The sequence below is a fragment of the Micromonospora sp. WMMD1076 genome (assembly GCF_029581475.1).
Lineage (GTDB): Bacteria > Actinomycetota > Actinomycetes > Mycobacteriales > Micromonosporaceae > Micromonospora > Micromonospora aurantiaca.
In genome coordinates this window covers 5,658,388-5,676,502 of the sequence record NZ_CP120862.1, presented here as the reverse complement: position 1 = coordinate 5,676,502, position 18,115 = coordinate 5,658,388, and the positions used below count along the sequence as shown (strand labels likewise).

Sequence of the window (18,115 nt, the reverse complement as noted above, 5' to 3'; positions counted from 1 at the left end):
CCCGATCCGGATGCCGCGCCGGGTGACGACCCCGGCCGCGTGCCGGACGGCGACCCGGTCGCCGTGCCCGCCGGTTCCGGTGCCGCGCCGCACGGGACCGGCGGACCGGTCGACGACGGCGGGGCCGGTCGGGGCGTGCGGGCCGGGGAGGTCCCGTGCTGATCGCCGTGATCCTCGCGCTGGCCGCCGGCACCTACGGCTTCCGTGTCGCCGGGGTGCTGCTGCGGGACCGGCTCGACCTGCCGGAGTGGTCCCGTCACCTGTTGCCGGTCGGTGCCGCCACGTTGCTGGCCGCGCTCGCCGCCACCGCGGCGCTCACCGAGGCCGGCGGCTTCGTCGGCTGTGCCCGGCCCGCCGGTGTGCTCGTCGGCCTGCTGCTCGCCTGGCGCCGGGCGCCGTTCGTGCTGGTCGTGGTCGCGGCGGCGGCCACCACCGCGGTGCTGCGCCTGCTCGTGGTGTCCTGACAGCGGCATCGTCCGGCCCCGTACGACATCGGCCCCTCACCGCCGGGGGCGGAGAGGGGCCGGTCCGGGGCCGGTCCGGTCAGACCTTGTCGCCGATGTTCACCCGGGGCGCGGGAGCGCGCATCCGGCGGAACGTGATCGACCGCATGATCGCGTAGAAGTAGAGCGAGCCGAGCTTCTCGGTGCTCTTGGGGAAGCGCTCGCGGACCAGCCGCTTGATCTTCCGGGAGATCAGGATCGAGTCGATCAGCACGCCGAGCGCCAGCGCGCCCCAGAGCACGTTCGACAGCAGCCGCACGATCGGCGGCATGGCCTGGTTGGAGCCGAACAGCACGATCAGCGCGCCACCGAAGAACCAGGTGCCGATCGTACGCCGGGAGTCGACCACGTTGCGGGCCAGCAGTCGCTCCGGACCCCGGTCACGGGGGCCGCCCTCGCGGCGGAAATCGGCGGCGGCCTCGGCCCGGGCGGCGCGGCGCTGCGCGCGGGCCTCCTCCTTGGTCAGCGGCTTGGCCGGCCCGGTCGGCCGGCGACCGGCGACCGGACGCTTCGGCGTGACCTGCCCGAGTTCCTTCTTGCTGGGCGTGTAGCCCCGGGGGCGGGCGGCGGACTCCTCGTCGGTCGTCACAGTGGTGACGGAATCCTCGACGAGGTCGGCGGGCTTGCGGCGAAACAGCGACGGCACGCGGCAAGGGTAGCCAACCGGCCGCGCCCGGTGCACATCACGGGTGCACCGGGCGCGGCCGGTTCCGGTCGCGGCGTCGCGACAGGGGCGCTGTCGCGGCGCGGAACGGGACGGTCAGGGACGCTCGACGTGCGCGCCGAGGTCGGCCAGCTTGGCCTCGAAGTCCTCGTAGCCGCGGTTGATCAGGTCCACGCCGTACACCCGGGAGGTGCCCTCGGCGGCCAGCGCCGCGATCAGGTGGCTGAACCCGGCCCGCAGGTCCGGGATGACCAGGTCGGCCGCGTGCAGCTTGCTCGGCCCGGCGATCACCGCGGAGTGCTTGAAGTTGCGCCGGCCGAAGCGGCACGGGGTGCCGCCGAGGCAGTCCCGGTAGACCTGGATGTTGGCACCCATCGTGTTCAGCGCCTCGGTGTAGCCGAGCCGCTGCTCGTAGACCGTCTCGTGGACGATCGACAGGCCCCGGGCCTGGGTGAGCGCGACCACCAGCGGCTGCTGCCAGTCGGTCATGAAACCGGGGTGCACGTCGGTCTCCAGCGCCACCGCGTTCAGCTCACCGCCCGGGTGCCAGAACCGGATGCCGCCCTCCTGGCCCGGGCTGCCGCCGCGCGGCGGGCGCAGGTCGGTGACCTCGTACTCGCCGCCGACCGACCGGAAGATGTTCAGGAAGGTCATCATGTCGGCCTGCTGGGCGCCCAGCACCTCGACGTGACCGCGGGTCGCCAGCGCCGCTGCCGCCCAGCTGGCCGCCTCGATCCGGTCCGGGATCGGCCGGTGGGTGTAGCCGTGCAGCCTCTTGACGCCCTGGATCTCGATCACCCGGTCGGTGTGCACCTTGATGATCGCGCCCATCTTCTGGAGCACGCAGATGAGGTCGATGATCTCCGGCTCGACCGCCGCGTTGCGCAGCTCGGTGACGCCCTCGGCCATCACCGCGGTGAGCAGCACCTGCTCGGTGGCGCCCACGCTCGGGTACGGCAGCGCGAACTTCGTGCCGTGCAGCCCGTTCGGAGCGGACAGGTGCAGGCCCTCCGGCGTCTTCTCGACCGTGGCGCCGAACTCGCGCAGCGCCTGGAGGTGGAAGTCGATCGGGCGCGGGCCGATGTGGCAGCCGCCCAGGTCGGGGATGAAGGCGTGGCCGAGCCGGTGCAGCAGCGGGCCGCAGAACAGGATCGGGATCCGGCTGGACCCGGCGTGCACGTTGATCTGGTCGGTGCTGGCGCTCTCGACGTTCGTGGGGTCGAAGACGAGTTCGCCCTCCTCCTCGCCGTCGCTGACCTTCACGCCGTGCAGGCCGAGCAGACCGCGGACCACCTCGACGTCACGGATGCGCGGCACGTCGAACAGCCGGCTGGGTGTGTCGCCCAGCAGGGCGGCCACCATCGCCTTGGACACCAGGTTCTTCGCGCCGCGCACGCGGATCCGCCCTTCGAGCGGAGTGCCTCCGTGTACGACCAGGACGTCGTCGGTCAACGCAACCTCCAGCGCGTTGGGTGCTGCCGTGTCTAGTGATGGGTGCACGAAGTTCATCGCTACCCGGAACGCGGTCATGGGAAAACGGGCCGCGTGTGTCGTCGCCCCGGCAGCATAGCCCTCCGTGACGGGAATGGAATCGGTCACATCGCCAGCGAGGGCACGAACCGGGGTGTCCGGTGCGTTTCCGTGCCAGCGGGATCACCGATGGTGATCAGGCTCCCGGAAGGGCGAGCATCTGGTCCAGCGCCGACCGGGCGTGTCGGGCGGTCTCCGGGTCGACGGTGATCCGGTTGACCACGCGCCCGGCGACCAGTTCCTCCAGCGCCCAGACCAGGTGCGGCAGGTCGATCCGGTTCATCGTCGAGCAGTAGCAGACCGCCCGGTCGAGGAACATGACCTGCTTGTCCGGGTGGGCCAGCGCGAGCCGGCGTACCAGGTTCAGTTCGGTGCCCACCGCCCACGCCGAGCCGGCCGGGGCCGCCTCGATGGTCTTGATGATGAACTCGGTCGAGCCGACCAGGTCGGCGGCGTTCACCACCTCGTGGCGGCACTCCGGGTGCACCAGCACGTTCACGCCCGGCACCCGCTCGCGTACGTCGTTGACGCTGTCGAGCGTGAAGCGGCCGTGCACCGAGCAGTGCCCCCGCCACAGGATCATCTTCGCGTCGCGCAACTGCTCCGGGGTCAGCCCGCCGTTGCGCTTGTGCGGGTCGTAGAGCACGCAGTCGTCGAGCGAGAAGCCCATCTCCAGCACCGCGGTGTTGCGGCCGAGGTGCTGGTCGGGCAGGAACAATACCTTGCGGCCCTGCTCGAAGGCCCAGTCCAGAGCCCGCTCGGCGTTCGACGAGGTGCAGACCACGCCGCCGTTGCGGCCGACGAAGCCCTTGATGTCCGCCGAGGAGTTCATGTACGTCACCGGCACGGTCTCCGCCGCGATGCCCAGATCGGTGAGCGTGTCCCACGCGGCCTCGACCTGCGACAGCACCGCCATGTCGGCCATCGAGCAGCCGGCGGCGAGGTCGGGCAGGATCACCTTCTGCGCGTCCGAGGTGAGGATGTCCGCGCTCTCGGCCATGAAGTGTACGCCGCAGAAGACGATGTACTCCGCGTCCGGGCGGGCCGCGGCCTCCCGGGCCAGCTTGAACGAGTCGCCCGTCACGTCGGCGAACTGGATCACCTCGTCGCGCTGGTAGTGGTGCCCCAGGACGAACACCTTCGTGCCGAGTGCGGCCTTCGCGGCGGCGGCACGGGCCACCAGATCGGGGTCGCTCGGCGCCGGGAGGTCACCCGGACACTCCACGCCACGCTCGGTGGCGGGGTCGCTGCCGCGGCCGAGGAGCAGCAGCGCCGTGGCGGTGTTGGACGGCTCAACCCAGGTCGAAGTCACGTCCCCATGGTCCCACAGCGCGACCACCGCGCAGCCGTCCCCGATGTGGCCTGCCACACTGCTGCGCATGCGCGTGCTGCTCTGTCCGGACAAGTTCGCCGGCACGCTGTCGGCCCCCGACGTGGCCGCCGCGGTGGCCGACGGCTGGCGTGACGTCGCGCCCGGCGACGACCTGCTGGCCCGGCCACTCGCCGACGGCGGGCCGGGGTTCGTCGACGTGCTCGCCGGGGCGCTCGGCGGACGCCGGGTGCCGGTGCCCACGGCCGACCCGCTGGGCCGCCCGGCCGCCGGTGAGATCCTGCTCACCGACGACGGCACGGCGTACCTGGAGAGCGCGCAGGCGTGCGGGCTGCACCTGCTCACCGCCGCCGAACGCGACCCGAAGGCCACCACCTCGTACGGGCTGGGGCTGCTGGTCGCCGCCGCGGTCGAGGCGGGCGCGCGGACGGTGGTGGTGGGGCTGGGCGGCTCGGCCACCAACGACGGGGGCGCCGGGATGCTCGTCCCGCTGGGCGTCACGCCACTGGACGGCGCCGGCCGGGCCCTGCCGTACGGCGGCGCGGCGCTCGCCGAGGTGGCCGCGCTCGACGGGGAGCCCCGGCTGCGCGGCGCGACGCTCGTCGCCGCCACCGACGTGGACAACCCGCTGCTCGGGCTGCACGGCGCGAGCAGCGTCTTCGGCCCGCAGAAGGGCGCCGACCGGGCCGACGTGCTGCTGCTGGACGCCGCGCTGACCCGCTGGGCGGAGGTGCTGACCGACCGGCTGCCGGGCTGCCCGTCCGGGCTGGGCGCGCTGCCCGGCGGCGGTGCCGCAGGCGGCCTCGGCGCGGCGGTGCTGGCGCTCGGCGGCCGGTGCGAGTCCGGTATCGGCCTGGTCACCCGCGCGGTGGGGCTGGACGCCGCGCTTGACGCCGCCGACCTGGTGATCACCGGCGAGGGCTCGTTCGACCACCAGTCACTGCGCGGCAAGGTGGTCGCCGGTGTGGCCGGGGCGGCCCGGGACCGGGGCGTGCCCTGCGTGGTGCTGGCGGGACGGGTGAGCACCGGGCGGCGGGAGGCGGCGGCGGCCGGTGTCACCGAGGCGCACAGCCTCGTGGAGCACTTCGGCGGCGCGGAGCACGGGGGAGTGGACGCGGCGATGGCCCGCCCGGCCGCAGGGCTGCGCGCGCTCGGCGCCCGCCTGGCGCGGCAGTGGAGCCGCTGACCGGTTCCGCTGGTCACGCTGCCGGGTGGTGACGCCGGAGGCGGCGTACGATCGAAGACGGACCACACCGGGAATCACTGGCGGACGTGCGGCGTTGGCCAGGACGTCCGGACCTCATACCGCGCAGGGAGACTTCCACGTGACCACGCCAGCGCAGACCGAGTCGACCGAGGCCAAGGCCCCCAGCACCGTCGTCCTCACCGACGTCGCGGCGCAGAAGGTCAAGGCCCTGATCGAGCAGGAGGGCCGCGACGACCTGCGGCTCCGGGTCGCCGTGCAGCCAGGTGGCTGCTCCGGCCTGCGGTACCAGCTGTTCTTCGACGAGCGCTCGCTCGACGGTGACGTCGTCACCGACTACGACGGTGTCGAGGTCGTCGTCGACCGGATGAGCGCCCCCTACCTGGCCGGCGCCACCATCGACTTCGCCGATCGGATCGACGCCCAGGGCTTCACCATCGACAACCCGAACGCGGGCAACTCCTGCGCCTGCGGCGACTCCTTCAGCTGAGTCGACGATCGACCGACAACGGCGGGCCGTCCCCGAGTGGGACGGCCCGCCGTTTCGTCGTACCCCTGCGTGTGACGTCCGGATGTGCGCTGATCGACCGGTTGGCGACCGACCGCCGTCCGCACGGCCCGGGGGCCGGTAGGCTGACCGCGCCGTGCTCCCGACCCCGAGGGTTGACATGAAGATCGCCGTGACCGGCTCGATCGCGACCGACCACCTGATGAGCTTCCCCGGCCGATTCGCCGACCAGCTCATCGCCGACCAGCTCGACAAGGTCTCGCTGTCCTTCCTCGTCGACGAGTTGGTGCTCCGCCGCGGCGGCACCGCGGCGAACATCGCCTTCGGCATGGCCCAGCTCGGGCTGCGCCCGGTGCTGCTCGGCGCGGTCGGCGCCGACTTCGCCGACTACCGCTCCTGGCTGGAGCGCCACGGCGTCGACTGCGACTCGGTGCACGTCAGCGAGGTCGCGCACACGGCACGCTTCGTCTGCACCACCGACACCGACATGTGCCAGATCGCCTCCTTCTACGCCGGGGCGATGAGCGAGGCCCGCAACATCGAGCTGGCCCCGGTGGCGCAGCGCCTCGACGGTCTGGACCTGGTTCTGGTCAGCGCCAACGACCCGGCCGCGATGATCCGGCACTCCGGCGAGTGCCGGGACCGCGGCTACTCCTTCGTCGCCGACCCGTCCCAGCAGCTGGCCCGGATGGACGGCGAGGACGTGCTCGGCCTGATCGACGGCGCCGACTACCTGATGACCAACGAGTACGAGAAGTCGCTGCTCCAGAGCAAGGCCGGCCTGACCGACGAGGAGCTGCTCGACCGGGTCAAGGTGCGGGTCACCACGCTGGGCAAGCAGGGTGTGGAGATCGCCGGCCGGGAGATCGGCACGATCCGGGTGCCGATCGCGCGGGAGATCCAGGCGGTCGACCCGACCGGTGTCGGCGACGGCTTCCGGGCCGGTTTCTTCGCCGCGCTCGACTGGGGCGTCGGCCTGGAGCGGGCGGCCCAGGTCGGTTGCCTGCTGGCCACGCTCGTGCTGGAGAACTTCGGCGGCCAGGAGTACGAGGTCCGCCGCGACCTGTTCGTGAAGCGACTCGCCGAGTCGTACGGTGACGCGGCCGCCGAGGACGTCCGGCCGCACCTGCTGTGACCGGCCCGGCGGCCCCGGCCGGAGGGGTGGACCCGGAGGTACGCCCCGGCGGCGGCGGTCCGGTGCTCGTCGCGTTCGCCGGGCTGCCGGGCGTGGGCAAGACCACGCTCGCCGCCCGGGTCGGCGCCGCCCTGCGCGCCCCGGTCCTGCCGGTCGACCCGGTCGAGCGGGCTCTGCACCGCTACGGCCTCACCGGCGACGTACCCGGCATGGCCGCCTACGGCGCGGTCGCCGGGCTGGCCGAGGTGCAGCTCGGCCTGGGACTCAGCGTGGTGGTCGACGTGGTGAACCCGGTCGCCAGCGCCCGGGGCCTCTGGCACGACGTGGCCGAACGGGCCCGCGTGCCGCTGCGGGTGATCGAGGTGCACTGCGGCGACGAGGCGGAGCACCGCCGCCGGGTCGAGGCCCGCCCGCCCGGGGAGCACGGCACCTGGGAGCAGACGCTGCGCCGCCGGGCCGAGTACGAGCCGCTGATCGGTCCGCGCCTGGTGGTCGACACCGCAGTGGCGGCCGACCCGCTGCCGGGCATCCTCGCGTACCTGCGCTGACGCCCGGTCGTCCGGCGTTAACAAGGGCCCCTTCCTCTACCCGAGGCGTTAAGAAGGGGCCCTTCCTTACACCCGGACGTCGTAGGCGGGCCCGGGGTGCGCGGCGAGGAACTCGTGGCCGCGCATCCGGCACCACGCCGGGATGTCAACGGCCGCGGCCGGGTCGTCGGCGAGCACCCGCACCACCGCGCCGGCCGGGAGGCCGGGCACCAGCCGGGCGAGATTGATCACCGGTAGCGGGCAGCGCTGCCCCCGGCAGTCCAGCACCTCGTCCGGCTCACTCCTCGCGCTCACAGGTCCGTCACCCCCGCCTCCGCCCGCAGGTCCGCCACGATCCCGGGCAGCTCGGCCAGGAACCGCTCCACGTCCGCCTCGGTGGTCTCCCGGTGCAGCGACACCCGCACGTTGCCGTGCGACAGCACCCCCATCGCCTCCAGCACGTGTGACGGGCGCACCGTCGACGACGTGCACGACGAGCCGGAGGACACCGCGAACCCGCGCCGGTCCAGCGCGTGCAGCAGCGCCTCGCCGTCGACGTACAGGCAGGAGAACGTCACCAGGTGCGGCAACCGGTCCACCGGGTCGCCGACCACCTCCACGTCCGGCACCTCGGCCGCCACCCGCGCCCGGATCCGGTCGACGAGCGGACCCAGCCGGGCCGCCTCGGCCGCCGCGTCGGCCGCCGCCGCCCGCAGGCTCGCCGCCGCCGCGACCACCGCCGGCAGGTTCACCACCCCGGGGGTACGCCCCGACTCCCGCTCGTCGGCCGGGTACGGCGACTCCCACCGGGTGCCCTTGCGCACCACGAGCAGTCCGACACCGGGCGGCCCGCCCCACTTGTGCGCGCTCGCGGTCAGCACCGACCAGCCCGACGGCAGCGGGGCCCGGCCGGCCAGTTGCGCCGCGTCCACGTACAGCGGCACGCCCGCCTCGGCGCACAGTTCCGCCGCAGCGGGCACCGGCTGCACCGTGCCCACCTCGTGACTGGCCCCGATCAGCGCGGCGAGGGCCACGCCGGGCGCGGCCACCGCCGCCGCCCAGGCGTCCAGGTCCACCCGGCCCGACCGGTCCACGGGTACGGACACCGCCGCGCCGCCGCCTGCCGTGTGCCGCTCCGCGGCGTGCAGCACCGCCGAGTGCTCGATCGCCGAGTGCACGAGCGCCGCCCCGGCCCGCCGCCGCCCGGCCAGGCCACCGAGCACGGCGGCGTGCGCTGCCGCCGTACCGCTGGGGGTGAAGGACAGCTCGTCGGCGCGGACGCCGAGCGTCTGCGCGGCGGCCTCCCGCGCGGCGTCGAGGAGCTGGCGGGCCCGGCGGGCCGCCGAGTAGAGCCGGGCCGGGTCCGCCCAGCCGTCGTCCAGTGCGGCCAGCATCGCCTGCCGCGCGACCGGATGCAGCGGCGCCGCGCTGGCGGCGTCCAGGTAGACCGGGGAGACGCTCATGGGGTTCCACGCTATCGCCCGGTTACGCCCAAGATCCCCCCGATGGGGGTGGACAGCGACCCCAAGACGGCCTGGCCGGTCATGGTCGAGTAATCTGCGACCGTCGGTGACGCCTTTGCCGTCGGTGTCAAGAAGAACAACCGCCGCGGCGCGCTAGGGAGGCAGGACCAGGTGGTCGCAAGGAGTTCGGAGGTACGGCGCTCGGCCGTACGGCACAGCGCTTCCCCGGGGGCCGGTGGACGCCGGCGGCGTGGTGCTGGTCGAATCGCCGGGCTCGGTCTCGGCGCGGCGGCGCTGCTGGTCTCGCTCACCGGCTGTGACGTCGGCAAGGCGTTCGGCGGGTTCGGCTGGCCGCAGGGCGGCATCACGCCCGAGTCGCACCGCATGTACGACCTGTGGATCGCGTCCTGCATCGCGGCGCTCGCCGTCGGCGTGTTCGTGTGGGGCCTGATCTTCTGGTGCGTGGTCCGCTACCGCAAGCGCGGCAACGAACTGCCGGTGCAGACCCGCTACAACCTGCCGATGGAGTTCCTCTACACCATCGCGCCGATCCTCGTGGTCTCCGTGCTCTTCTACTACACGGCGGTCGTGCAGACCGACGTGAACAAGCAGTCGAAGAACCCGGACGTCACCGTCGAGGTCGTCGCGTTCAAGTGGAACTGGCAGTTCAACTACCGCGACGGCCAGGGCCCCGAGGCCAACACCGTCGCCTCGGTGCTCGGCACCAGCGAGGTCATCCCGGTGCTGGTGCTGCCCAGCGGCCGCTCGATCCGCTTCGAGGAGACCAGCCGTGACGTCATCCACTCGTTCTGGGTGCCGGAGCTGCTGTTCAAGCGGGACGTCATGCCGGGCAACGTGCGCAACACGTTCGAGGTCTCCAGCATCGACCAGGAGGGCGCGTTCGTCGGCCGCTGCGCCGAGCTGTGCGGCAGCTACCACGCCTTCATGAACTTCGAGCTGCGGGTCGTCTCGCCGGAGAAGTACGACCAGTTCCTGGCGGCCAAGAAGGCCGGCAAGTCGACCCAGGAGGCGCTCGGCGCGATCGGTGAGGATGAGTACGCCACCGAGACGAAGCCGTTCGACACCCGGCGCGACGTGAACAACTTCAACCCGTCCGACGCGACGGCCGGCGCGGGAAGCTGAGGGGTCCGGCATGAAGACCGAGTGGAAGATCTTCCTGACCATCGCCACGTTCCTCCTCGGCGCGACGATCCTCTACGGCGCCTGGACGTACGCCGACAGCGGCGGTCACGTCGAGTGGATCGGCACTGTGGCGCTGCTGCTGTCCTTCCTGCTCTGCGCGATGTGCGGCGGCTTCTTCTGGTTCGTCTCCCGCCGTATCGACCTGCGCCCCGAGGACCGGCCGGACGGCGAGATCGCCGACGGCGCCGGTGAGGTCGGCTTCTTCAGCCCGGGTAGCTACTGGCCGTTCGGGCTGGCGCTGGCCGCCGCGGTCGCCGGTCTCGGCCTGGTGTTCTGGCAGTTCTGGCTGCTGGGACTGGGCCTGGTGGCGGTCGTCCTCGCCACCTGCGGGCTGCTGTTCGAGTACTACTCGGGCACCCGCCGTACCGCCGAGCACTGACAGACACACCGCCGCAGGCCCGCGCCCCGTCCCCGGGGCCGCGGGCCTGTCGCGTCCCACCCTCCCGCCCTCCCGCCCTCCAACCCCGTCGATCATGAAGTTAGCGGCGTTGACGGTCCCTTTTGTCCCCGTCAACTTCATGATCGACGGCCGCCCCTGGTGACACGGCGGACTGACAGCCGGCCGGCCGAGGGCCAGGAAAGGGCAGGGTCAGGCGGCCTGGGGGTGGGACGGCCGGCGTGGTGTGCGGCGGCTCGTCAGGCGGGCCTCGCGGAACGTGAACGTGGCGATCACCATTGCCGCGCCGCAACCGGTGCAGATCAGCTCCGGGCAGTCGGCGCCGTGCCCGTCGCCGCACGGCGGCGCCTCGAACAGCACGACGCCCTCGCAGGTGTCACAGTGCAGCTCGCGGTCAGACACGGGAGGCTCCTCTCGCTCCGGGCACCGGCCGGGGCGGGAAGCCGGCGGCCGGCGGACCGGAGACCGAAAACGGAAAGACCGAAAACGGAAAACAACTCCCGTGTAGTTTGGCACGCGGGTACGACAACACCCGTGCCAGGCCGCCGTCAGGCGGCGCGTGCCACCTCGAGCCAGCGCTCCAGCGCGGCCGCGGCGGCGCCCGAGTCGACCGCCTCGGCGACCCGGTCCAGGTTGGCCCGCAGCGCCTCGTGCAGGTCGCCGTCGAGCGGACCCTGGGTGGCAAGCGCGACAGCGGCGTTGACCAGCACCGCGTCCCGCACCGGGCCGGTCTCGCCGGCGAGCAGGCGGCGGACCACGTCGGCGTTGTGGACCGCGTCCCCGCCGCGCAGGTCGGCCAGGGTGGCCCGGGGCACGCCGAGGTCCGTCGCGTCCAGCACGGCCTCGGTGACGCTGCCCTGCTGCGCCACCCAGACCCGGGTGGGTGCGCCGGTGCTGAACTCGTCCAGGCCGTCCTCCCCGCGCACCACGATCGCCGAGTCGCCGCGGGCCGCGAAGACGGCGGCCATCACCGGGGCCATCCGCTTGTCGAAGCAGCCCACCGCGCCCGCGCGGGGCCGCGCCGGGTTGGTCAGCGGGCCGAGGAAGTTGAAGGCGGTGGGTACGCCGATCTCGCGCCGGACCGGGCCGGTGTGGCGCATGCCGGGGTGGAAGCGGGCGGCGAAGCAGAAGCCGATGCCGGCCTCGGTGACGCAGCGGGCCACCTGCTCCGGCGCCAGGTCGAGGGGTACGCCGAGCTGCTCCAGCACGTCGGCGGTGCCACACGAGGAGGAGGCGGCCCGGTTGCCGTGCTTGACCACGCGGACCCCGGCCCCGGCGACCACCAGGGCCGCCATGGTGGAGATGTTCACCGTGTGGGCGAGGTCGCCGCCGGTGCCGACCACGTCCAGCGCCGTCGTGCGTACGTCTTCGGGCAGGTGCACCGGCACCGCGCGGGTCAGCATGGCCTCGACCAGGCCGCCCAGCTCGGCGGGGGTCTCACCCTTGGTGCGCAGCGCCACGGCGAACCCGGCGATCTGCGCCGGTGTGGCCGAGCCGGCCATGATCTCGCCCATCGCCCACGCGGTGTCGGCGGTGGATAGCTCCTCGCCGCGCAGCAGCGCGTTGAGCAGAAGCGGCCAGGTCCGTTCGCCCATGGCGGGCCTCCCGAGCGGCGTGAGGAATGCGGTTGGGGCGCGCCACGGCCGCGTCGCCGTGGCGCGCGAGGACCGGAGAGATCAGGCCGCGGCGTGGGTGCGGCGCAGCAGCTCCGCCACGGTGCTGCCGGCGATCACCGGGTCCAGCGGGTGGGTCAGCGTGGCGTCGACCTCGGCGTACGCGGCCAGCCAGCGGTCGGCGGCGCGGGCGAGCACCACACAGGTGGGCGGCGCGTCGTCCCGGTCGTCCTTGATCTGGCGGGCGATGCCGATGCCGCCGCCCGGGGTCGCCTCGCCGTCGAGCAGGAGCAGGTCGATCTCGTAGTCGTCGACCAGCCGGATGCAGGCGTCGTAGTCGTCGGCCTCGACGAACTCGATCTCGATCCCGGGCGCCGGCCGGGTGCCCACGGCGAGCCGCATCCGGTCGCGGACCTTCGGGTCGTCGCTGTAGAGCAGGACGGTGCAAAGACGATCGCTCATCGTGACGTGGCTCCCACCTCGTAGCTGCCCGCTGATCGTAGCGGTCGTCACATCCGGGCCGTCGCCCCGCCCGGCAGGCTCGGGGCGTACCCCGGAACGGGCCGTCAGGCGTTCGTCTCCGCGGCGCGCTGGCGGGCCTCCTGGCGGTCCAGCTCGCGGTCGAGCCGGCGGGCCTCGCGCTCGGACTGCTTGACCCACTGGACGACCAGGACGGCGAGCATGGTGACGCTGACGAACTCGCCGCCGGCCCACAGGATGCCGCCCGCGACCACCTGGTCGTTCCAGGGGTCGGACCAGGACAGGTTGAGCGACGGGTACCAGTCGCCGCCGAACAGCGTGGTGCTCTGCATGATGGTCAGGCCGAGGACGGTGTGGAACGGCACCGAGAGCAGCATGAGCAGTGCGCGGCCCGGGTACGGCCAGCGGCCGGGCAGCGGGTCCAGGCCGAGCAGCGGCCAGAAGAAGACGCAGCCGGTGGCGATGAAGTGCGCGTGGACCAGCTCGTGCGCCCACTCGTGGCGCAGGGTGAACTCGTAGAGGTCGGTGAAGTACAGCGCGAACGGGTTCACCACGAAGATGGCGAACGCCACGAGCGGGAAGCTGTAGATCCGGATCGCCCTGCTGTGCACGATCGCGAGCAGCCGCTTGCGGGGTCGCACCGGCAGCGTGCGCAGCGCCAGCGTCACCGGCGCGCCGAGCGCCAGGAAGATCGGCGCGATCATCGACAGCACCATGTGCTGCACCATGTGCACCGAGAGCAGGGCGGTGTCGTACGCGCCGAGGCCGGTGAGCGTGACCAGGGCGATGCCGCCGAGGCCGGGGCCGAGGAACGACACGGTACGGATGGCCGGCCACCGGTCGCCGCGCAGCCGCAGCCGGTGCACCCCGTAGAGGTAGAGGCCGGCGGCCAGGACGATGCCCAGCGTGAGCCAGCTGTCCAGCCGGGTCTCGGTGAGGACCCGGGTCACGGTGAACGGCGGCGGGGCGCCCTCGCCTCCCGCCGCCAGCGTCGCCGGAACAGCCGAGGTGACGGCGCGGATCTGATCGACGTGCAGCACGCTTTTCAGGGTAGGTCAGGCGAAGCGGACCACCACGATCGGGCCACGGAAGGGCTCGGTTTGGCACCCCGCTGATCGTCGGTCCCGGTCAGGGGCAATAATGACCGCGTGACTGCGGCCCCAGCCATTGACAAGAGCCGGATCCACTCCCTGACCCGACCCAACATGGTCAGCGTCGGGACGATCGTGTGGCTCTCCAGCGAACTCATGTTCTTCGCGGCGCTGTTCGCGATGTACTTCTCCATCCGCGCGGCGGCGCCGGAGCAGTGGGAGAAGCACACCGAGGTGCTGAACATCCCGTACGCGACCACGTTCACGGTGATCCTGGTGCTCTCCTCGATCACCTGCCAGATCGGCGTGTTCGCGGCCGAGCGCGGTGACGTCCACGCTCTGCGCCGGTGGTTCACGATCACCTTCGTGATGGGTCTGATCTTCGTGCTCGGTCAGCTGAACGAGTACCGGACCCTGGTGCACGAGGGTGTGAAGATCAACGAAGACGGCTACGGGTCGATGTTCTACCTCACCACCGGCTTCCACGGTCTGCACGTGACCGGCGGTCTCATCGCCTTCGTGATCTTCATGATCCGTACCACGATGGGCCGGTTCACCCCCGCCCAGGCGACCTCGGCGATCGTCGTGTCCTACTACTGGCACTTCGTGGACGTCGTGTGGATCGCGCTCTACGCCATGATCTACTGGCTCCAGTGATCTTGGCGCGTCACGAACCGCGCCGCTGCTCCGTCCCCTGAGACAAGGTCCAACCGGTTAAGGACACAGGTCATGACTTCTGACAACGACCGCCGACGCGGTCTGCTCGCGCGGCTGCGCGGGCGGCCCGTAGCGCGCAGCAGGGGCCGCCGCCGGCTGGGTGCCGCGGTCCGGCTGTTCGCCGCGCTGATGCTGGCCGGCGGTGCCTACACCGTCTTCGCCCCCGGCGTGCAGGCGCAGGACAACCCTCCGTTGACCGCCGCAGGCAACGAGGGCAAGGCGCTGTTCGACGTGAGCTGTGTGACCTGTCACGGTCGCAACGCCCAGGGCGTCGAGGGCCGTGGTCCGAGCCTGATCGGCGTCGGAGCGGCCTCGGTGGAGTTCCAGGTCAGCAGCGGTCGTATGCCGATGGCCCGGCAGGAGGCCCAGGCCATGCGCAAGCCGCCGCAGTTCACCGACGAGCAGGTGCGCCAGCTCGGGCAGTACATCCAGGAGCTCGGCGGCGGCCCGCAGGTCCCCGACGGCGACCTGCGTGAGGGCGCAAACCTGTCCACCGGTGGTGAGCTGTTCCGGATCAACTGCTCGCAGTGCCACGCCTTCGGCGGTGGCGGCGGCGCGCTGTCCTCCGGCAAGTACGCCCCGAGCCTGGCACCGGCCAGCGACCGGCAGATCTACGCCGCGATGCTGAGCGGCCCGCAGAACATGCCGGTGTTCGGCGACAACCAGATCACGCCCGAGGAGAAGGCGGACATCATCGCCTACATCCAGGAGACGCTGAAGCACGACGGCGACCCGGGCGGCTTCAACCTGGGCCGCTACGGCCCGTCGACGGAGGGTCTCGCGATCTTCCTGGTCGGCATCGTCGCGCTGGTCTTCGCGAGCCTGTGGATCGCGGGCAAGTCGTGACCGGACGGATCAATGCTTCCAGTGCTGTGGCGCCGACCCCCGGCGTCACCCGTAGCGAGGTGACGGCATGAGCACCCACACCGAGCACCAGGCCCAGCAGGGCCCGGAGCCGCTCGACGTGAACGACCCCCGGCTCTCCCGGTTCGACATCGTCCAGGAGGGTGCGCGGCGGGACGACATCGAGATCGTCCACTACGAGCCGCAGGTGGTCCCGGGCAGCAAGGCCGAGCGCCGGCTGACCCGTACGGTCGCCCTGATGTTCCTGCTGACCGGCGTCTTCGCGACCGCCTTCCTGGTGGTCTACATCTGGTGGCCGTGGCAGTGGGAGCCGGGTCGCGGTGGCGACAAGCTCTACACGCCGCTGCTCGGCGTGACGCTGGGCCTGGCGCTGCTGGGCATCGGTTTCGGCATCCTGACCTGGGGCAAGAAGCTGCTGCCCAAGGAGGTCTCGATCCAGGACCGGCACGACCAGGCCGACGACCCGGAGGGTCGCAAGATCACCGGCGAGACCATGCTCTACCTGGCCGACGAGATGGGCGTCCGCCGCCGGCCGCTGCTGGGCATCTCGCTGCTCGCCGGCCTGGCGCCGGTGGGCGCGGTGGCAGCGGCCCCGCTGATCGGTGGCCTGATCGAGCAGCCGCACAAGAACAACCAGATGTTCACCACCGGCTTCCAGCCGGGCGAGGGCGGCAAGAAGATCCGGCTGATCCGTGAGGACGGCCGTCCGATCCGCCCGGCCGACGTCAGCGTCGGCGGCCAGCTCACCGTGTTCCCGGGCATCGACGGCGGCGTGAGCAACCTGCACGCCGACTCGCCCACCCTGCTCATCCACCTGCGGGAGGACGACGCGCAGAAGTCGCGCGCCGCGAACGAGCGCAAGGGCCACGGTGACTACATGTGGGGCAACTACGTCGCGTACTCCAAGATCTGTACGCACGCCGGCTGCCCGGCCAGCCTCTACGAGCAGCAGACCAACCGCCTGCTCTGCCCCTGCCACCAGTCCCAGTTCCTCATCACCGACAACGCCAAGCCGATCTTCGGCCCGGCGAACCGGCCGCTGCCGCAGCTGCCGATCGAGGTGGACGAGGAGGGCTTCTTCGTGGCGAAGTCCGACTACACCGAGACCATCGGTCCCGACTTCTGGGAGCGGCCATGAAGCGCCGAAAGTTCGATGCAGCAGCGCTGCCGGCCAAGAGCGCGCGGGCGGTGGACGACCGCCTCCAGGTGGCCACGCCCCTGCGCAAGCTGCTGAACAAGGTCTTCCCCGACCACTGGTCGTTCCTGCTCGGCGAGATCGCGCTGTTCTCGTTCATCGTCCTGCTGCTCACCGGCGTCTTCCTGACGTTCTTCTTCGAGCCGGCGATGACCGAGGTCATCTACAACGGCAGCTACGCGCCGCTGCGGGGCACGCCGATGTCGGCCGCCTACGCCTCCAGCCTGGACATCTCGTTCGAGGTCCGCGGTGGCCTGATCATGCGGCAGATGCACCACTGGTCGGCCCTGCTGTTCATGGCCGCGATCGTGGTCCACATGCTGCGGGTCTTCTTCACCGGCGCGTTCCGCAAGCCGCGTGAGACCAACTGGATCATCGGCTCGCTGCTGTTCTGGGTCGGCTTCCTGGCCGGCTTCACCGGCTACTCGCTGCCGGACGACGGCCTGTCCGGCACCGGTCTGCGGATCGCCTCCGCGATCATCCTGTCGATCCCGGTGATCGGATCCTGGGTCAGCTCGTCGATCTTCGGCGGGGAGTTCCCCGGCACCATCATCATCAGCCGCTTCTTCATCGCCCACGTGCTGCTCATCCCCGGCCTGCTGGTGGCGCTGATCAGCGTGCACCTCGGCCTGGTGTTCAAGCAGAAGCACACCCAGTGGCCCGGCCCCGGCCGGACCAACTCCAACGTGGTCGGCGAGCGGATGTTCCCGCGCTACGCGCTCAAGCAGGGCGGCTTCTTCATGGTCGTCTTCGGCGTGATCGCGCTGCTGGGCGGTGTGTTCCAGATCAACCCGATCTGGCTGTTCGGCCCGTACGAGGCGTGGGTGGTCTCCGCGGCCAGCCAGCCCGACTGGTACGTCATGTTCCTCGACGGCTCGACCCGGCTCATGCCGGGCTGGGAGATCCACATTCCGATCGGCAACGGGTACGTCATCCCGCCGTTGTTCTGGCCGACAGTCGTGCTACCCGGAATCCTGGTCGGCCTGTCGCTGATGTACCCGTTCCTGGAGGCGCGCCGCCTCAAGGACTACAAGCACCACAACCTGCTCCAGCGGCCCCGGGACGTTCCGGCCCGGACCGCCGTGGGCGCCATGGCGCTCGCCTTCTACGTCGTGCTGACCCTCTCCGGGGCCAACGACGTCATCGCGGACAAGTTCCACATCAGCCTGAACGCGATGACCTGGGCCGGCCGGATCGGCCTGCTGATCCTGCCGCCGCTCGCGTACTACGTCACGTACCGGATCTGCCTGGGTCTGCAGCAGCACGACCGGGAGGTGCTGGCCCACGGTGTGGAGACCGGCATCATCAAGCGGCTGCCCGACGGCCGGTTCGTCGAGGTCCACCAGCCGCTCACCTCGGCCGACGGCCACGACGGTCACCCGCCGGCGCTGGACTACGCCGGCTGGGTGGTGCCGAAGAAGATGAACCGGCTCGGTGCCCTCGGCCCGGCGATCCGGGGCTTCTTCTACCCGATCGAGAAGCCGGCCGAGGCGCCGGTCTCGCCGGGGCACCCGCCGGTCGAGGCCCGGCCGGAGCGGGAGGAGATCGGCAGCGGCGAGAGCCGTCGCTGACCCTCCCCGGTACGACTGACAGTGGCGCCAGCCGGATCATCCGGCGGGCGCCACTGCCGTTTCCGCCCCGGTCGTCCCGTTCCCTCCCGCGCACGCCGGGAGGCCGGTGCGCCGACGGCC

20 protein-coding genes are annotated in these 18,115 nt (G+C 71.9%); 11 read left to right on the top strand and 9 right to left on the bottom strand.

Annotation, left to right across the window (positions count from 1 at the left end; all coding sequences use genetic code 11):
* Positions 1–155: 155 nt before the first annotated feature.
* Positions 156–464 carry an AzlD domain-containing protein gene (locus O7622_RS25520; RefSeq protein WP_282310696.1) on the top strand — a complete coding sequence of 103 codons (309 nt, stop codon included), beginning with the start codon at positions 156–158 and terminating at the stop codon, positions 462–464.
* A gap of 79 nt (positions 465–543) precedes the next feature.
* On the opposite strand, the gene O7622_RS25515 is transcribed toward O7622_RS25520, so the two are convergent.
* The 3 genes from O7622_RS25515 to nadA all read right to left on the bottom strand — a co-directional run bounded on the left by O7622_RS25515 (position 544) and on the right by nadA (position 4,009).
* Complete coding sequence (locus tag O7622_RS25515; protein ID WP_282310695.1) at positions 544–1,149, bottom strand: DUF3043 domain-containing protein; 606 nt, start codon at positions 1,147–1,149, stop codon at positions 544–546.
* 114 nt (positions 1,150–1,263) lie between these two features.
* Positions 1,264–2,619: a UDP-N-acetylglucosamine 1-carboxyvinyltransferase gene (gene murA, locus O7622_RS25510; protein WP_348774039.1), complete on the bottom strand. Its 1,356-nt coding sequence runs from the start codon at positions 2,617–2,619 to the stop codon at positions 1,264–1,266.
* A 214-nt stretch (positions 2,620–2,833) separates the two neighbouring features.
* Positions 2,834–4,009 carry a quinolinate synthase NadA gene (gene nadA, locus O7622_RS25505; RefSeq protein ID WP_282310693.1) on the bottom strand — a complete coding sequence of 392 codons (1,176 nt, stop codon included), beginning with the start codon at positions 4,007–4,009 and terminating at the stop codon, positions 2,834–2,836.
* 43 nt (positions 4,010–4,052) lie between these two features.
* On the opposite strand from nadA, the gene O7622_RS25500 reads away from it, so the two are divergent.
* The 4 genes from O7622_RS25500 to O7622_RS25485 all read left to right on the top strand — a co-directional run bounded on the left by O7622_RS25500 (position 4,053) and on the right by O7622_RS25485 (position 7,422).
* A complete protein-coding gene (locus tag O7622_RS25500) occupies positions 4,053–5,213 on the top strand; it encodes a glycerate kinase (protein ID WP_282310692.1) in 1,161 nt (386 codons plus the stop codon).
* 139 nt (positions 5,214–5,352) lie between these two features.
* On the top strand, positions 5,353–5,721 hold the full coding sequence (gene erpA, locus O7622_RS25495; RefSeq protein ID WP_282310691.1) for an iron-sulfur cluster insertion protein ErpA: 369 nt from the start codon (positions 5,353–5,355) through the stop codon (positions 5,719–5,721).
* A 178-nt stretch (positions 5,722–5,899) separates the two neighbouring features.
* Complete coding sequence (locus O7622_RS25490; protein WP_282310690.1) at positions 5,900–6,874, top strand: carbohydrate kinase family protein; 975 nt, start codon at positions 5,900–5,902, stop codon at positions 6,872–6,874.
* Complete coding sequence (locus tag O7622_RS25485) at positions 6,871–7,422, top strand: AAA family ATPase (RefSeq protein ID WP_282310689.1); 552 nt, start codon at positions 6,871–6,873, stop codon at positions 7,420–7,422. The genes O7622_RS25490 and O7622_RS25485 overlap by 4 nt, the downstream gene beginning before the upstream one ends.
* Positions 7,423–7,488: 66 nt before the next feature.
* Here the strand turns inward: O7622_RS25485 and O7622_RS25480 are convergent, their stop codons facing one another.
* Both O7622_RS25480 and O7622_RS25475 read right to left on the bottom strand, forming a co-directional pair.
* Entirely contained in the window at positions 7,489–7,716 is a 228-nt protein-coding gene (locus O7622_RS25480; protein ID WP_282310688.1) for a sulfurtransferase TusA family protein, read from the bottom strand.
* Positions 7,713–8,864: an aminotransferase class V-fold PLP-dependent enzyme gene (locus O7622_RS25475; RefSeq protein WP_282310687.1), complete on the bottom strand. Its 1,152-nt coding sequence runs from the start codon at positions 8,862–8,864 to the stop codon at positions 7,713–7,715. The genes O7622_RS25480 and O7622_RS25475 overlap by 4 nt, the downstream gene beginning before the upstream one ends.
* A gap of 171 nt (positions 8,865–9,035) precedes the next feature.
* Here O7622_RS25475 and coxB point away from each other — a divergent pair, with 171 nt between their 5' ends.
* On the top strand, positions 9,036–10,007 hold the full coding sequence (gene coxB, locus O7622_RS25470; protein WP_282310686.1) for a cytochrome c oxidase subunit II: 972 nt from the start codon (positions 9,036–9,038) through the stop codon (positions 10,005–10,007).
* 10 nt (positions 10,008–10,017) lie between these two features.
* Positions 10,018–10,446 carry a cytochrome c oxidase subunit 4 gene (locus tag O7622_RS25465; RefSeq protein ID WP_282310685.1) on the top strand — a complete coding sequence of 143 codons (429 nt, stop codon included), beginning with the start codon at positions 10,018–10,020 and terminating at the stop codon, positions 10,444–10,446.
* A 210-nt stretch (positions 10,447–10,656) separates the two neighbouring features.
* On the opposite strand, the gene O7622_RS25460 is transcribed toward O7622_RS25465, so the two are convergent.
* The 4 genes from O7622_RS25460 to O7622_RS25445 form a co-directional block, all read right to left on the bottom strand.
* Positions 10,657–10,866: a hypothetical protein gene (locus O7622_RS25460; RefSeq protein WP_282310684.1), complete on the bottom strand. Its 210-nt coding sequence runs from the start codon at positions 10,864–10,866 to the stop codon at positions 10,657–10,659.
* Between the two features lie 146 nt (positions 10,867–11,012).
* Positions 11,013–12,059, bottom strand: coding sequence for an anthranilate phosphoribosyltransferase (gene trpD, locus O7622_RS25455; protein WP_282310683.1), 1,047 nt, complete (start codon positions 12,057–12,059; stop codon positions 11,013–11,015).
* An 81-nt stretch (positions 12,060–12,140) separates the two neighbouring features.
* Positions 12,141–12,539, bottom strand: a complete 399-nt coding sequence (locus tag O7622_RS25450) for a hypothetical protein (protein WP_282310682.1) — start codon at positions 12,537–12,539, stop codon at positions 12,141–12,143.
* Positions 12,540–12,643: 104 nt separating this feature from the next.
* Positions 12,644–13,579 carry a cytochrome c oxidase assembly protein gene (locus O7622_RS25445; protein ID WP_282314224.1) on the bottom strand — a complete coding sequence of 312 codons (936 nt, stop codon included), beginning with the start codon at positions 13,577–13,579 and terminating at the stop codon, positions 12,644–12,646.
* Positions 13,580–13,705: 126 nt separating this feature from the next.
* Between O7622_RS25445 and O7622_RS25440 the strand changes: the two genes are divergently transcribed.
* The 4 genes from O7622_RS25440 to O7622_RS25425 all read left to right on the top strand — a co-directional run bounded on the left by O7622_RS25440 (position 13,706) and on the right by O7622_RS25425 (position 17,995).
* On the top strand, positions 13,706–14,305 hold the full coding sequence (locus O7622_RS25440) for a heme-copper oxidase subunit III (protein WP_120568759.1): 600 nt from the start codon (positions 13,706–13,708) through the stop codon (positions 14,303–14,305).
* Positions 14,306–14,377: 72 nt separating this feature from the next.
* Positions 14,378–15,211, top strand: a complete 834-nt coding sequence (locus tag O7622_RS25435) for a cytochrome c (protein WP_282310681.1) — start codon at positions 14,378–14,380, stop codon at positions 15,209–15,211.
* A gap of 67 nt (positions 15,212–15,278) precedes the next feature.
* A complete protein-coding gene (locus O7622_RS25430; RefSeq protein ID WP_282310680.1) occupies positions 15,279–16,367 on the top strand; it encodes a Rieske 2Fe-2S domain-containing protein in 1,089 nt (362 codons plus the stop codon).
* Entirely contained in the window at positions 16,364–17,995 is a 1,632-nt protein-coding gene (locus tag O7622_RS25425) for a cytochrome b N-terminal domain-containing protein (protein ID WP_282310679.1), read from the top strand. Before O7622_RS25430 ends, O7622_RS25425 begins: the two co-directional genes overlap by 4 nt.
* Positions 17,996–18,115 lie beyond the last annotated feature (120 nt).